This window comes from Curtobacterium sp. NPDC089185 (genome assembly GCF_040685235.1).
In the GTDB taxonomy this organism is placed as follows: domain Bacteria; phylum Actinomycetota; class Actinomycetes; order Actinomycetales; family Microbacteriaceae; genus Curtobacterium; species Curtobacterium citri.
The window spans coordinates 253,235-266,994 of record NZ_JBFBHK010000005.1 but is presented as its reverse complement, the minus strand read 5'-3'; the positions used below and the strand labels follow the sequence as shown (position 1 = coordinate 266,994).

The 13,760-nt window shown below is 72.4% G+C and carries 13 protein-coding genes; 6 read left to right on the top strand and 7 right to left on the bottom strand.

Annotation, left to right across the window (positions count from 1 at the left end):
- Positions 1-26: 26 nt before the first annotated feature.
- Positions 27-941, top strand: a complete 915-nt coding sequence (locus AB0N84_RS07840) for a LysR family transcriptional regulator (RefSeq protein WP_363544951.1) — start codon at positions 27-29, stop codon at positions 939-941.
- An 88-nt stretch (positions 942-1,029) separates the two neighbouring features.
- Here AB0N84_RS07840 and purB read toward each other — a convergent pair whose 3' ends face one another.
- From purB to AB0N84_RS07825, 3 genes are all read right to left on the bottom strand, one after another.
- Complete coding sequence (purB, locus tag AB0N84_RS07835; protein WP_069711951.1) at positions 1,030-2,415, bottom strand: adenylosuccinate lyase; 1,386 nt, start codon at positions 2,413-2,415, stop codon at positions 1,030-1,032.
- Positions 2,412-2,924 carry a low molecular weight protein-tyrosine-phosphatase gene (locus AB0N84_RS07830; protein ID WP_069711952.1) on the bottom strand — a complete coding sequence of 171 codons (513 nt, stop codon included), beginning with the start codon at positions 2,922-2,924 and terminating at the stop codon, positions 2,412-2,414. Before AB0N84_RS07830 ends, purB begins: the two co-directional genes overlap by 4 nt.
- A 63-nt stretch (positions 2,925-2,987) precedes the next feature.
- The gene (locus AB0N84_RS07825) at positions 2,988-3,386 is read right to left on the bottom strand and encodes a phage holin family protein (protein WP_069711953.1); all 399 of its coding nucleotides are present in this window, start codon (positions 3,384-3,386) and stop codon (positions 2,988-2,990) included.
- Between the two features lie 61 nt (positions 3,387-3,447).
- On the opposite strand from AB0N84_RS07825, the gene AB0N84_RS07820 reads away from it, so the two are divergent.
- The 4 genes from AB0N84_RS07820 to AB0N84_RS07805 all read left to right on the top strand — a co-directional run bounded on the left by AB0N84_RS07820 (position 3,448) and on the right by AB0N84_RS07805 (position 8,394).
- Complete coding sequence (locus tag AB0N84_RS07820) at positions 3,448-4,527, top strand: histidinol-phosphate transaminase (RefSeq protein WP_182047324.1); 1,080 nt, start codon at positions 3,448-3,450, stop codon at positions 4,525-4,527.
- 23 nt (positions 4,528-4,550) lie between these two features.
- Positions 4,551-5,684: a thiamine pyrophosphate-dependent enzyme gene (locus AB0N84_RS07815; protein ID WP_363544945.1), complete on the top strand. Its 1,134-nt coding sequence runs from the start codon at positions 4,551-4,553 to the stop codon at positions 5,682-5,684.
- 89 nt (positions 5,685-5,773) lie between these two features.
- On the top strand, positions 5,774-6,733 hold the full coding sequence (locus AB0N84_RS07810) for an alpha-ketoacid dehydrogenase subunit beta (RefSeq protein ID WP_069712055.1): 960 nt from the start codon (positions 5,774-5,776) through the stop codon (positions 6,731-6,733).
- Between the two features lie 32 nt (positions 6,734-6,765).
- Entirely contained in the window at positions 6,766-8,394 is a 1,629-nt protein-coding gene (locus AB0N84_RS07805; protein ID WP_363544942.1) for a dihydrolipoamide acetyltransferase family protein, read from the top strand.
- A gap of 25 nt (positions 8,395-8,419) precedes the next feature.
- Here AB0N84_RS07805 and AB0N84_RS07800 read toward each other — a convergent pair whose 3' ends face one another.
- Both AB0N84_RS07800 and AB0N84_RS07795 read right to left on the bottom strand, forming a co-directional pair.
- Entirely contained in the window at positions 8,420-9,139 is a 720-nt protein-coding gene (locus tag AB0N84_RS07800) for a hypothetical protein (protein WP_363544939.1), read from the bottom strand.
- A gap of 116 nt (positions 9,140-9,255) precedes the next feature.
- Entirely contained in the window at positions 9,256-10,305 is a 1,050-nt protein-coding gene (locus AB0N84_RS07795) for a hypothetical protein (protein ID WP_363544937.1), read from the bottom strand.
- Positions 10,306-10,452: 147 nt separating this feature from the next.
- Between AB0N84_RS07795 and AB0N84_RS07790 the strand changes: the two genes are divergently transcribed.
- Complete coding sequence (locus AB0N84_RS07790) at positions 10,453-11,025, top strand: GNAT family N-acetyltransferase (RefSeq protein WP_363544934.1); 573 nt, start codon at positions 10,453-10,455, stop codon at positions 11,023-11,025.
- Positions 11,026-11,065: 40 nt separating this feature from the next.
- Here AB0N84_RS07790 and AB0N84_RS07785 read toward each other — a convergent pair whose 3' ends face one another.
- Both AB0N84_RS07785 and AB0N84_RS07780 read right to left on the bottom strand, forming a co-directional pair.
- Positions 11,066-11,713 carry an ATP-binding cassette domain-containing protein gene (locus tag AB0N84_RS07785; protein WP_363544931.1) on the bottom strand — a complete coding sequence of 216 codons (648 nt, stop codon included), beginning with the start codon at positions 11,711-11,713 and terminating at the stop codon, positions 11,066-11,068.
- Positions 11,710-13,734 carry a hypothetical protein gene (locus AB0N84_RS07780; protein WP_363544929.1) on the bottom strand — a complete coding sequence of 675 codons (2,025 nt, stop codon included), beginning with the start codon at positions 13,732-13,734 and terminating at the stop codon, positions 11,710-11,712. The genes AB0N84_RS07785 and AB0N84_RS07780 overlap by 4 nt, the downstream gene beginning before the upstream one ends.
- Between the last annotated feature and the right edge of the window lie 26 nt (positions 13,735-13,760).

The window sequence follows — 13,760 nt, the reverse complement described above, 5'->3', positions numbered from 1 at the left end:
CGACAGCATCGTTGTAGGGTCCCTGCATGGTCGGCTTCGACATCGCCCTGCTGCCGGTCCTCCGCGAGCTCGCCGAGCGGGGGAGCGTCACCGCGGTCGCCGCCGCGACGCACCGGACGCCGAGTGCGGTGTCGCAGCAACTCCGGACGCTCCAACGGCAGGCCGGTGTCCCGCTCGTCGAACGCGTCGGCCGCGGGGTCCGGCTCACCGCGCACGGCCGGGCGCTGGCCGGCATGGCGACCGGGGTGGCGACGGCACTGGCCACGGTCGAGTCCGCCTGGGCGGAGCACCTCGCGGGCGCGACGGGCACGGTCGACCTCGCGGTGTTCCCCTCGGCGGCCGAGCTCCTGCTCCCGGGCCTGCTGACCCGGATGCGGGACCACCCCGGCATCGTGCTCGAGCTCTCCGACGTCGACGTCAGCGAGGGGGAGTTCGCACCGCTCACCGCCGACCACGACGTCGTCATCGGGCACCGCCCCGACGGCGCACGACGGGCGGACGGCGCCGTGGTCGAGACGGTCGCCCTGCTCCGGGAGCCGCTCGACGTCGCGCTGCCCCTCGACCACGCGCTCGCCGGACGGGAGCGTGTCGGCGTCGAGGACGTCGTCGACGAGACCTGGATCGGCGTGCCCGAGGACTACCCGATCGACCGGGTGCTGACGGCGCTGGCGGCGGCGTCGGACGTGCCACCGTCGGTGGCGTTCCGCACGATCCACCTGCCGGTGATCGAGAACCTGGTCGCCGCGGGGCACGGGATCGCGCTCGTGCCGCGGTACACCTCGGGGACGCGGGCACCGGGGCGGTTCCGACTGGCGACACTGGCCGACGTGCGCGCGGGGCGGCGCATCGAGGCGCTGGTGCGCCCGGACCGCGCGGTCCGACCTGCGGTCCGCACCGTCCTGGAGGCGCTGGTCGCCGAGGCGCGCGCCGTCACCACCTGAGGTGGTGCGGTGCGCGGCGGGGCCGCCCCGCGCCTCCCGTCCGCCCCGCGCCTCCCGTCCGCCCTGTCGTCGCCACCCGCGAGCGGGCTCAGACGTCCAGGTGGTCGACCAGCTCGTCCGCCAGGCCCGTGTAGGTGCCCGGCGTCAGGTTCGTGAGCCGCGCCTTCGCACCCGACGAGATGTCGAGCCCGTTGACGAACGCCACGAGCTCGGCCTGCCCGATGCGCTTGCCGCGGGTCAGCTCCTTGAGCATCGCGTAGGGGTCCTCGATCTCCGACTGCCCGGCGGTGACCTCGGCACGGATGACGGTCTGGACCGCCTCGCCCAGGACCTCCCAGTTGTGGTCGAGGTCCTCCGCGAGCCGACCCTCGTTCACGGCGATCTCGCCGAGCCCGCGACGGAGGTTGTCGAGCGCGAGCAGCGAGTGCCCGAACGCGACGCCGATGTTCCGCTGCGTCGTCGAGTCGGTGAGGTCGCGCTGGAGGCGGCTGGTCACGAGGGTCTCGGAGAGCGTCGAGAAGAGCGCCGACGAGATCTCGAGGTTCGCCTCGGCGTTCTCGAACCGGATCGGGTTGATCTTGTGCGGCATCGTCGACGAGCCCGTCGCACCCGCGACCGGGATCTGCGTGAAGTACCCCATCGAGATGTAGGTCCACACGTCCGTGGCGAGGTTGTGCAGGATCCGGTTCGCGTGACGCACCCGGTCGTACAGCTCGGCCTGCCAGTCGTGCGACTCGATCTGCGTGGTGAGCGGGTTCCAGGTCAGGCCGAGGCCCTCGACGAACTCCTTCGACAGCGCGGGCCAGTCCGCCTCGGGGTCGGCGGCGAGGTGCGCCGAGAAGGTGCCGGTCGCGCCGGAGAACTTGCCGAGGTACTCGCCGCCCTCGATCTGCGCGAGCACCCGCTCGAGGCGGTAGACGACGACGGCGAGCTCCTTGCCGAGGGTCGTCGGCGTCGCGGGCTGACCGTGGGTGTGGGAGAGCATCGGGACGGCCCGGAGCTCCTCGGCCATCGTGCGCAGCGTCGCCAGGACGGCGCGGTACGCCGGCAGCCAGACCCGGTCGACGGTGTCGCGGACCGTCAGCGCGTACGAGAGGTTGTTGACGTCCTCGCTCGTGCACGCGAAGTGCGTCAGCTCGGCGATCGCGTCGAGCCCGAGGTCGGACAGCCGGCGGCGGACGAAGTACTCCACGGCCTTGACGTCGTGGCGCGTCGTGGCCTCGATCTCGGCCAGCTCGGCGATCTCCTGCTGGCCGAAGGTCTCGACGACCCGACGGAGTGCGGCCTTGTCGTCGATGCTCAGCGGCGAGGTGGTGAACATCGCGTGGTCGGTCAGGAAGATGAGCCACTCGACCTCGACCACGATGCGCGCGCGGTTGAGGCCGGCCTCGGAGAGGTGCTCGCCCACCGTGTGCACGATCGGGTAGTAGCGCCCGTCGAGCGGGCTGATCGGCTGCGGGGGAAGGGGGGTCATGGGGCTCCCTGACGGACTGCCGGTTCGAGTTGGCGGAAGAGCGCCCGGCAGGCCCGCTCGACGGTCGAGAGCACTCGGTCGAACTCGTGCCGGTCCGCGTAGTACGGGTCCGGCACGTCGGTCTGCTGGGGCCAGGCGTCGTCGTACCGCAGCAGGAGCGTCACCTTGGCGGCGTCGTCCATGGTCGGTGCCCACGACCGCAGGACGCGTTCGTGGGAGCGGTCGAGTGCGACCACCAGGTCGAGGTCCGGGAACCGGTCCGGGTCGAACTGGCGGGCGCGATGCCTGCTGCCATCGTATCCGCGTGCCGCCAGCGCCGCGATCGTGCGCTCGTCGGCGGGTTCGCCGACGTGCCAGTCCCCGGTGCCGGCGGAGTCCACCTGGAAACGGTCGGACAGCCCCGCGTCCTCGGCCATCTGGGCGAACACGATGCCGGCCATGGGCGACCGGCAGATGTTCCCGCTGCAGACGAACGACACGCGGAAGGGAGCAGGGCCGTCCTCGGTCATGTGCACATCATGGCGCAGCCGGGTGTCGTCCGCGACGACGGTGCGGCCGGGGGCGACGGTCGGTCACGGACGCGAGCGGCGCAGCACCGGGCGCACGATCAGCCCGATCAGCCACGAGAACACGGCGAGCACGAACGCGCCGACGATGCCCCAGCCGAACGACTCGACCTGCAGCCCGAAGCCGATCGCGTCCGAGATGCCGGCGACGATGAGCAGGAGTACGGCGTTCACGACCAGCGAGATCAGGCCGAGCGTCAGCACGTACAGCGGGAACGCGACGATCCGGATGATCGTGCCGACGACCGCGTTCACGAGCCCGAACACGAACGCCACGAGCAGGAACGTGAGCACGACGGCGGTGGTGTCGCCGTCCCCGAAGGGCGTGACGGTGACGCCGCTCACGAGGAGGGTGGTGAGCCACAGCGCGACGGCGTTGACGACGAGGCGGACGAGGAATCGCATGCGGCCATGATGCCCGCGGACGCCCCCGTCACGCTGGGTCCGCGCGGTTACGCTGACTGTCGTGACTGACGAGCGCGTGCACATCCGGCCCGAGGTGGCGGTCCTCCCCGCCTACAAGCAGGGCCGACAGGCCGCGCCCGAGGCCTTCAAGCTCTCGAGCAACGAGAACCCGTTCCCGCCGCTGCCCGGCGTCGTCGAGGCCGTGCAGGCGCAGACCGCCTACAACCGCTACCCCGACGCCACCGCCCTGGCCGTGCGGGCCGTGCTCGCGCAGCGCGCCGGGCTCACCGTCGACGAGGTCCACGTCGCACCGGGCAGCGTCGCGATCCTGCACGAGCTGGCGAAGGCGACGAGCGGCCCCGGTGACGAGGTCGTCTACGCCTGGCGCTCGTTCGAGGCCTACCCGGGCGTCGTCACCGTCGCGGGCGCCACGAGCGTGCAGGTGCCGAACCGCCCGGACGGCGGGCACGACCTCGACGCCATGGCCGCGGCCGTCACCGGGCGCACCCGCATGGTGATCGTCTGCACGCCGAACAACCCGACCGGCCCGGTCGTCACCGCCGCCGAGTTCGACGCGTTCATGGCCCGCGTGCCGTCGACCGTGCTCGTGGTGCTCGACGAGGCCTACGCCGAGTTCGTCACCGAGCCCACCGCGGTCCGCGGGACGCCGCTGCTCGAGCGGTACCCGAACCTCGTCGTCCTCCGCACGTTCTCCAAGGCGTACGGACTCGCGGGCCTGCGCGTCGGGTACGCGTTCGGTCCGGCGTACGTGCTCGATGCGGTCCGTGCCTGCGCGATCCCGCTGTCGGTCACGGCGCAGGGGCAGGCCGCCGCGCTGGCGAGCCTCGAGCGTGAGACCGAGCTGCTCGAGCGGGTCGCCGAGCTGGCCGCCAGCCGCGACCGCATCGTCGCCGCGCTGCGGGAGCAGGGCTGGGACGTGCCGGACGCGCAGGGCAACTTCGTGTGGCTGCCGACGGGCGACCTCACGGCCCACGCGGCCGAGCGCTTCGAGGCCGCCGGCATCGTCGTCCGGGCCTTCGGGAACGAGGGGATCCGGGTCTCGATCGGGGAGCACGAGGCTGTGGGAACGCTCCTCGAAACGGCGGGGTCGCTTGTGGGGGACCTCCAGGCGGCCCGGTAGCCCCTGGCGTTACGCTGACCGACATGTCATTCCACGCCGCGGCCCCCGCGACGGCCACCGTCCGGATCCTCGACCTCGAGGGCCGGTTCGTGGAGACCGACGAGAACGCCGAGTACGCCGCCGTCGCGCGGGCGATCCCGGACGAGACCCTGCTGGCGATGCACCGCCGCATGGTGCTGACACGTCGGTTCGACCACGCGGGCCACAACCTCCAGCGCACCGGACAGCTCGGCCTCTGGGTCCCGAGCCACGGACAGGAGGCCGCGCAGGTCGGTTCCGTCTTCGCGCTCCGCGACCAGGACCACGTCTTCCCGTCGTACCGCGAGCACGCCGTCACGATGCACCGCGGCGTCGAGCCGATGGAGATCATCGCGATGTACCGCGGCCAGACGCACGGCGGCTGGGACCCGGACGAGCGTGGCAACACGCACATCTCCACCCTCGTGATCGGCTCGCAGACGCTGCACGCCACGGGCTACGCCCTCGGCCAGAAGCTCGACGGCGACGTCGGCACGGGCGACCCGGACCGCGACGCCTGCACGATCGTGTACTTCGGCGACGGCGCGACGAGCCAGGGCGACGTGAACGAGGCGTACGTCTTCGCCGCGTCGACGCAGGCCCCCGTCGTCTTCTTCCTGCAGAACAACCACTGGGCGATCTCGGTGCCGGTGGCGGTGCAGTCCCCGACGCCGCTCGTCGACCGCCCGCGCGGCTTCGGCATCCCGAGCGTCCGGGTCGACGGCAACGACCTCCTCGCCTCGTACACGGCGTCGCTCGTCGCGACCGACCACGCGCGCAGCGGTCAGGGCCCGGCATTCGTCGAGGCCGAGACCTACCGCATCGGCGCCCACACGAGCTCCGACGACCCGACCCGCTACCGCCTCGACGACGAGCTGGCCTCGTGGGTCGAGCGCGACCCGATCGCCCGCTCGGCCGCGTACCTGCGCAGCCGAGGTGTGACGGACGAGCAGCTCGCCCGGTTCGACGAGGAGGGCGAGGACATCGCCGCCGACGTCCGCCGCGCGACCGTCGCCCTGACCCCGCCGTCGGTGGACGTCATGTTCGACAACGTGTACCGCGAGCCGCACCCGGTCACCACCGCGCAGAAGGCCTGGCTCGAGCAGTACGAGGCCGGTTACGAAGGGGGCTCCCACTGATGAGCACCACCGAGCAGCTCTTCGACTACACGCTCCGCGCCCACCCGGGCGCGGGCGAGGTCCCGAGCGAACCCGTGCAGACCCTGCCGATGGCCAAGGCGCTCAACGCCGGCCTGGCCGCCGCGATGGCCGCCGACGACAAGGTCCTGCTGATGGGCGAGGACATCGGCCAGCTCGGCGGTGTGTTCCGCATCACCGAGGGCCTGCAGGAGCGCTTCGGCGCCGAGCGCGTCCGCGACACCCCGCTCGCCGAGGCCGGCATCATCGGCACCGCGATCGGCCTGGCCCTGCGCGGCTACCGCCCGGTCGTCGAGATCCAGTTCGACGGGTTCGTCTGGCCGGGCTTCGACCAGATCACCTCGCAGCTCGCCAAGATGCAGAACCGTCTGCCGGCGCACATGTCGCTGCCGGTCGTCATCCGCATCCCCTACGGCGGGCACATCGGCGCCGTGGAGCACCACCAGGAGTCCCCGGAGGCGTACTTCGCGCACACCCCGGGCCTGCGCGTCGTCAGCCCGAGCACGCCGAACGACGCCTACTGGATGATCCAGGAGGCGATCGCGTCGAAGGACCCGGTCGTGTTCCTCGAGCCGAAGTCCCGCTACTGGCCGAAGGGCGAGGTCGACCTCGTCGACGGCCACGTCCCGATGCACACGACGCGCGTCGCCCGCACCGGCACCGAGGTCACCCTCGTGGGGCACGGCGCCATGGTCGCCACGCTCATGCAGGCCGCGGACATCGCCGAGGCCGAGGGCACCAGCTGCGAGGTCATCGACCTCCGCTCGATCTCCCCGATCGACTGGGAGCCGCTGCTCGCCTCGGTCCGCAAGACGGGTCGCGTCGTCATCGCGCAGGAGGCCTCCGGCTTCGTGAGCGTCGGCAGCGAGATCGCCGCGACCGTTGCCGAGCAGTGCTTCTACACGATGCAGGCGCCGCCGATCCGGGTCTCCGGGTTCGACGTGCCCTTCCCGGTGTCGAAGCTCGAGCACCTCCACCTGCCGGACGCGGACCGTGTCCTCGAGGCCGTCGACCGCGCCCTCGCATACTGACCGAGCCGACCAGAACGTTCGAAGGAGCCGCAGTGCCCGCCGCCGAATTCCCCCTGCCCGACGTGGGCGAAGGCCTGACCGAGGCCGAGATCGTGCAGTGGCGCGTCGCGATCGGGGACGAGATCGCCGTCGACCAGGTCCTGGTCGAGATCGAGACCGCGAAGTCGCTCGTCGAGCTCCCGTCCCCGTTCGCCGGCACCGTCACCGGACTGCTCGTGTCCGAGGGTGACACCGTCGAGGTCGGCAAGCCGATCATCCGGGTCGACTCCGACGCGCAGGTCGCGTCGGGTGCGGCACAGCCGGGAGGCACGGCGCCGGTCGCCGACAGCGTCCCGGCCTCGCCGGACGTCCAGGCCACCCCGCCTGCCGCGGCAGCCGCGCCGGCTCCCGTCGCGCAGGCTCCCGTCGCGCAGGCTCCGGCCGCTCCGGCCCCGGCGCAGCAGGCCCCGCGCGCGGCCGCGGCGCCCGCTCCCGCAGCAGCGCCCGCCCCCGCCCCCGCCGCCCCCGCCGCCTCGCAGCCGAAGCACGCCGCTCCGGCGCAACCGGTGGCGGACCACGCCACCGTCGTCGGCACCGACGAGTCGTCCGGCGCCGTCCTGGTCGGCTACGGCTCCGCGACCACGTCGCCGTCCCGCCGGAAGCCGGGCGCGCGCCGGGCCGCAGCGCTCGCGGCCGAGGCGAGCCGCGCCTCCAGTGCGGACGCCGTCGCCGCGGCCGAAGCGGCTGCCGACCCGGGCGAGGACAGCATCTCGCAGGCCGTCGGCGAGCAGGGCTCCCGACCGCGCAAGGCCGTCGTGTCGGGCATCGTCCTGGCGAAGCCCCCGATCCGCAAGCTCGCGAAGGACCTCGACGTGGACCTCGCCGAGGTCGTGCCGACCGGCCTCGCCGGCGAGGTCACCCGCGACGACGTCATCCGCCACGCCAAGCAGGCCGGCGTGTTCCGCAACATCGAGACGCCGGAGTGGGGCGACGTCCGTCGCGAGACGATCCCGGTGAAGGGCGTCCGCAAGGCCATCGCGAAGGCGATGACCACGTCGAAGTTCACGGCACCGCACGTGTCCCTGTTCGTCGACGTCGACGCGACCCGCACGATGGAGTTCGTCAAGCGCCTGAAGTCCTCGCCGACGTTCGCCGGGGTGAAGGTCTCGCCGCTGCTCGTCTTCGCGAAGGCCGTGATCTGGGCCGTCCGGCGGAACCGGTCGGTGAACTCGACCTGGACCGACCAGGAGATCATCGTCCACCACTTCGTGAACCTCGGCATCGCCGCGGCGACCCCGCGTGGGCTGATCGTGCCGAACATCAAGGACGCGCAGGACATGTCGCTGTTCGAGCTCGCGAAGGCGCTCGAGGACCTGACCCTGACCGCCCGCGACGGCAAGACCACGCCGCAGCAGATGGCCGACGGCACCGTGACGATCACGAACATCGGGGTGTTCGGCATGGACACCGGCACGCCGATCCTCAATCCGGGCGAGGTCGCCATCGTCGCGATGGGCACGATCAAGCCGAAGCCGTGGGTCGTCGACGGCGAGGTCCGCTCGCGCATGGTGACCACGATCGGTGCGTCGTTCGACCACCGGGTCGTCGACGGGGACGTGGCATCGCGCTTCGTGCACGACATCGCCTCGGTGCTCGAGGAGCCGGCGCTCCTGCTCGACTAGCCGGCGCTCCTGCTCGACCAGCCGGTCAGGCGTTCCGACGCCGGCGATCGACGCGGCAGACGAGCTCGCTCCGGAGCGCCGCGACCGCGACGAGCGCGTCCAGGGCGAGGCTCTCGGGGGCATCGGTACTGCCGGCCGCCGTGGAGAGTGCGGCGAAGGCACGGCATCCTGGATCGTCGGCAGTTGCGTAGAGGTCGCAGACCGCGATCACGGCGTCGGTCCGGTCGCGGTCGATCGCCGGGTCGAGGACCTCGAGCAGGGCGTCGGCTGCCTGCCGCGAGCCCGATCGGAGGTCGGCGACGACCACCCACGCGAAGTCGTAGAGGTCCTTGTCCGCGCGCCGCCAGAACGCGCTCGCGCCCTTGGCGGCGAGGTACCCGCCGAGACCGGTGACCGAGGCTGCTTCGCCACCGATGGTGGTCGAGTGCACGTCACGGAGCGCTGGTCCCGGACCTCGGAGGTTCTTCGCGCCGAGGGAGCGGGTTCCCGGCAGCGCGATCTCCTGGTCCTGACTGTCGCTGACGTCGACGAGGAACTCCACGAGGACGGGGAACCCATCGACGTCCTTCATCCAGCGCCACCCGGTGTTCGGGGTGGCCGTGACGAAGCCGGCCACCGCCAGTGCGTGCTCCAACCAGCCGAAGTCCATCTCGTCACGGTCGAACACGAGACCGATGTCGAGCAGGACGTCGACGTCGTTGGTGCCCTGGTGGGGCTCGTCGGAGTCGACGACGTGCTCGGGCACGAGTCCTCCGATGAGGAGGAGATGCCGTCGGTGCTCCCCGACTGCGAGCAGGAGCGAGGCGTACGCCGCTTCCGCGATGCGCCTCGCGCTCCGGCTCCGGGGGTTCGGAACCGCGTTCACGAGACGGTTCCCAGCGTTGCGTCCCGGAAGAGCTCGGCAGCCTCGCGCTCGCGGTCGGACCCGGAGACGAGGTCCGCGTAGACCCGAGCGGGAGATGCCACCCGGAGTCCGCGCACGACCGTCGACGTGTTCTCGACCACCGCCGGAGCCGGGGCCAGCCGGATGCGCGGAACCGCGGACGGTACGAAGCGTCCTCCCGTCGTGGTGTCGATGCCGGTCCAGCCGCTTCGGCCGGCGACGTAGGCCGTCACGACCCAGCCGCCGGTGAGTGTCGGACGGATGGTCTCGCTCGCCGCTGCGCCGGTCAGGACCAGGTCGTTCCCGAAGGCCTGCAGCAGTTCGTCGACGATGTCGGCGGGGTCGCGACGGACCGAGTGGAAACCGTCGAACCGTCGACGTTGCGTCGTGTTCCATGCGGCCCATGAGTCGAGCATGGCGGGGCCGTTCGCCAGGACGCGGCTCCGCGCCTGGCGCCCCCGAGTGGTCCAGCCCTCCGCATCGAGGAGCGCGAGCGTGTTCGCGGCGGTCCCCAACGACCGTTCCGCGAGCCGTGCGATCGTCTCGACGTCGGGTACGGCATCGGCTCCGGGTGAACCACGATCACGCCCGGCGACGACGGAGAGGAGCGCCTCCGCGACTTCCGCTCGTGCCGGACTCCAAGCGATCGGGCGCTCGACCGCTCGATGACTCGCAGAACCGTCGCGATCGACCCAGACCGTCCCGAGCCGCAACTCGGCGGAGCCGTCGGAGCCGACCCACGAGATGCCTTCGGCCCGCAGGAGCTGTCTCGCCCCGCTCGACAGGGAGTGCGCTGCGACCACGACCAGGTCGTCGCACTCGCGGGCGGTGACGACGGTCGGGTCGGCCAGTACTCGCTGCACGTCGCGGGGGAACCCGTAGCCGGCCCACCCGATGACGAGGCGACGGCGGGAGCCGTCCGGAAGGCTCGCCACGAGGTGCCCGTCGGCCTGCTCGGTCACGTCCACCGAGCCAGGTGGCAGGACGGTCGTCAGCGCCTGGAGGCCCCTGTTTTCATTCTGCGGCACCCTTTCACTGTACAGTGAAGAACTCCACTCGCTGAAAGACTGCTGGCGATCGGTGAGCCGTTGCGCGATGCCGCAGCGCCGGGCCGGATCGCGCGGACGTCGCGTGGTGTTCACCGGCTTGTCGGCGGTGCGGGTGATGATCGGTGCATGGCCCACCAGCTCCTGACCCCACAGCAGGAGATCCGGACGGATCGCCTGGTGCTCACACCGCTCACGCCCGCCGACATCGACGACGCGCACGCGGTCTTCTCGGACGCCCGCACGTGGGCGCACCTGCCCTCCGGTCGGCACGTCGACCGTGCGACCACGGTCGATCTCGTCCAGCGGAAGATCGGCGGCCGCGCACGGCACGGTCTCGGCTCCTGGGCCGTTCGGACACCCGATGGCACCTTCGTCGGGATCGGTGGCGTCGACATGACCGCAGCGGGGGTCTGGAACCTGGGCTACCGCCTCGCGCCGTCGGCGTGGGGGCACGGCTACGCGAGTGAGATCGCTGCCGCGGCGGTGGCCCAGGCGAACCGGGTCGCCCCGTGCGCGCCGGTCACCGGGCGGGTGCTGACGAACAACCCGGCCTCGGCAGCGGTGCTGCGGAAGGCCGGGCTGTCGCTCGTGTGGCAGGGGCCGGCGTCCGTGCCGGCACCGGGCGGGGTGTCGGGCCAGGTGTGGACCGACCGGGAGCTCACCGACGACCAGTTCGCCTGGCTCGTCCGCAACGCCTGACGCGGGCATCCAGCACCGCCGCCCGAAGCCGCAGGGCGGGTCAGGCAGCGCCGCGATCCCGTCGGTCGTGGAGCGTGACGACCCGCGTGGCGCGCGCGGTCACCGACGGCGCGTGCGTCGCGATGAGCACGGCAGCGCCGTCGGCGGCGAAGGCTTCCAACCGGTCCAGCACCATCGCGGCGTTACCGTCGTCGAGCGCACTGGTCGGTTCGTCGGCGAGGATGACCGACGGCTCCTTCACCAGGAGCCGTGCGAGGGCGACGCGCTGTTGTTCGCCGCCGCTCAGCTCGTACGTGCGGTGGGTCGAGCGGCCGCCGAGGCCGACCTGCTCGAGTGCCGCGGCGGTGGACGTGCTCCGGCGTCGGCCGCGCCCCGTCGGACGGGCCAGGTCGACGTTGGCGCCGACGGTCGCGTCGTGGACGAGACCGAAGTCCTGGAACAGGTACCCGATGTGGTCGCGTCGGAGCAGTCGCGCGCGACGCGCACTCCGCCCGGCGTCCATGCCACCGATGGTGATCGTCCCGGAGTCGACCCGGTCGATGTGCCCGACGCAGTCGAGCAGTGTCGACTTGCCGCAGCCGCTCGGCCCCGTGAGCGCCACGACCTCGCCGGGCGCGACCGCGAAGGAGAGGTCCTCCCAGAGCGTGCGACCGCCCCGCTGCTTGCTGACGGCCAGGACGTCGATCATCGTGCTCCGTCTCCTCGGGTCCTGTCGGTGCCCCGAGCCGTGCCGAGGACGATCCCGGTGCTCACGAGCGACACCGCCATCGCGGCCGTGATCGCGAGCAGCGCTGCCGGCGTGGCGGTCTGCGTCAGCGGGTCCAGCGTCGAGACCTGCCACGTTGCATCCGGCCTGAGCCGGGACCACGCCGCACCCGCCGCGACCGCTGCGACGGCGACCGACACCACCTCCACGGCGAGCAGGTCGGCGTCCGCTCGCACCGGGTGGACGCCCGCGACGGTCTTCGCGAACCTGGCCCGTCCGTGTCGGCGACGGTGTGCCGACGTCGCCAGTACGGCGAGCGCGACCGCCACCACGGCGCCGCTGACGACGGCAGCGGACTGGGCCACGACCGTCCGTCCGGCACCGCGTGCCGTCTCGGCTGCCGCTTGTCCGACGTCGACCACGGCACTGATCTCCGAGCCGACCCCGGCAGCGTGGATCGCCCGCTCCGCGCGCGCTCGGTCGCGGAACACGACGTCGCCGGTCGACAGCCACGAGCCGAGCTGGTCCGCCGAGAACATCGTGGCCGGCGTCGGGACGACCACCAGGACGGCGTCGTCGACCCACCCCCGGACCCGACCGCCGTCCGGGTACGTCCAGAGCTCCGGCGTGCCGAGCCGCCCGACGGTGACGTCCTCGGTGGCCGCAGCGGGCCGGTCACGGAAGTCCCAGTCGGTGAGTGAACCGACGAGCGCGTCCGGGTCGAGGCTGCTGCGCTCGGGCAGCCAGACGGTCGGCGTCGCACCGGCACGGATGCGGGTGCCGTCTACTGCGCGGACGTCCTGGAGCCGGAGGTACTCGGCATCGACGAAGAGCGCGGACACCCCCGCGCCGCCCTCGCCGGTCGAGACCTCCTTGAGCGCGGTGAGCAGTGCGTCGTGGTCCTGCAGTGCGCCACCGACGAACCGGCCGAGCCGGTCCCAGTACGCCTGCGACCCGATCGGTCGGGGGTCCGGCGTGATCCAGAGCTGCACGGCCGTCCCAGCCGCGCGGAGGTCGCGTTCGGCGCCGGACGTCCGCGCCACGACCTCGGCGCCGACGAGACCGCTCACCGCGGCGACGAGCAGCAGTGTCGCCGCCAGGCGTGCGGCGTGCGCGAGGCCGACGACGCCACCCGGTGGCCGCGACCCACGGAGGGCGTCGACGAGGGGGCGTCGGCAGGCGAGGAGGACGCCCGTCGCGTGGGCGAGCAGCACCGGCACGAGCAGCGCGGCGCACAGCAACGCGGACGCGGCGACGAGTGCCGGCCACTGCGCTGCGCCGTTGACGACCCAGGTGCCGACGCCGACGAGTGGCGCGCCGACGAGCGCGACCGCCGCGCTCGTCCGCAGCGCACCGAGCTCCTGCCCCAGGATCCGCACGGTGCTCTGCCCGTGCAGTCGGGGGACCGCACAGCGTCGCGGTGAGCCGACCGTCGCCACCAGGCACGCGGTGGCCGATCCGAGCACGAGGACGCCGACCAGACCGAGGGTGCCGTCGACCGTGTCACCGATGCCGAGCCGGGCGAGAGCCGGGGTCAACTCGGTCGTCGCTCGGTATCCGACCGAGTCGAAGGCGCGGACCAGGTCGTGGCGGGCGGCGTCGTCACCGAACAGCTCGTACGTGCCGGTCGGATCGACGCGGTCGAGGTCGGACACGGGCCGGACCCGGGTCGACACCGCACGGGAGAAGTCCGGGTAGCCGTCACGGAGCCACCGCTCGCCGAGCGTTCCCGGAGCGTCGGTCACGAGCGCTGTCCGGCGACCGTCCGGGTCCGCGCGGTCGGCGACCATCCGGACGACGGTCGCGTGGTGTTCCACGGCGACGCGGGTGATCGCTCCGGCGACGATCCGGTTCGACCGCGCCGCGCCGTTGAGGGAGACGGTGACCGAGGACGTCGCCCCGACCACGCTGGTCTCGTCCGCCACGGTGAGTCCCACGAAGGCGAGGACGAACGCGAGGACGGGCGGGATGGCGTAGGCGAGTACGAGTGCGCGAGATCGCATGCGTCCTTCCGCTCCGCTGACGTGTC

What these genes read in the sequence shown, in the direction of transcription:
- AB0N84_RS07840 (WP_363544951.1), top strand. Translation starts at nt 27, where the DNA reads ATGGTCGGCTTCGACATCGCCCTGCTGCCGGTCCTCCGCGAGCTCGCC.
- purB (WP_069711951.1), bottom strand. Translation starts at nt 2,415, where the DNA reads ATGACCCCCCTTCCCCCGCAGCCGATCAGCCCGCTCGACGGGCGCTAC.
- AB0N84_RS07830 (WP_069711952.1), bottom strand. Translation starts at nt 2,924, where the DNA reads ATGACCGAGGACGGCCCTGCTCCCTTCCGCGTGTCGTTCGTCTGCAGC.
- AB0N84_RS07825 (WP_069711953.1), bottom strand. Translation starts at nt 3,386, where the DNA reads ATGCGATTCCTCGTCCGCCTCGTCGTCAACGCCGTCGCGCTGTGGCTC.
- AB0N84_RS07815 (WP_363544945.1), top strand. Translation starts at nt 4,551, where the DNA reads ATGTCATTCCACGCCGCGGCCCCCGCGACGGCCACCGTCCGGATCCTC.
- AB0N84_RS07810 (WP_069712055.1), top strand. Translation starts at nt 5,774, where the DNA reads ATGGCCAAGGCGCTCAACGCCGGCCTGGCCGCCGCGATGGCCGCCGAC.
- AB0N84_RS07790 (WP_363544934.1), top strand. Translation starts at nt 10,453, where the DNA reads ATGGCCCACCAGCTCCTGACCCCACAGCAGGAGATCCGGACGGATCGC.
- AB0N84_RS07785 (WP_363544931.1), bottom strand. Translation starts at nt 11,713, where the DNA reads ATGATCGACGTCCTGGCCGTCAGCAAGCAGCGGGGCGGTCGCACGCTC.
- AB0N84_RS07780 (WP_363544929.1), bottom strand. Translation starts at nt 13,734, where the DNA reads ATGCGATCTCGCGCACTCGTACTCGCCTACGCCATCCCGCCCGTCCTC.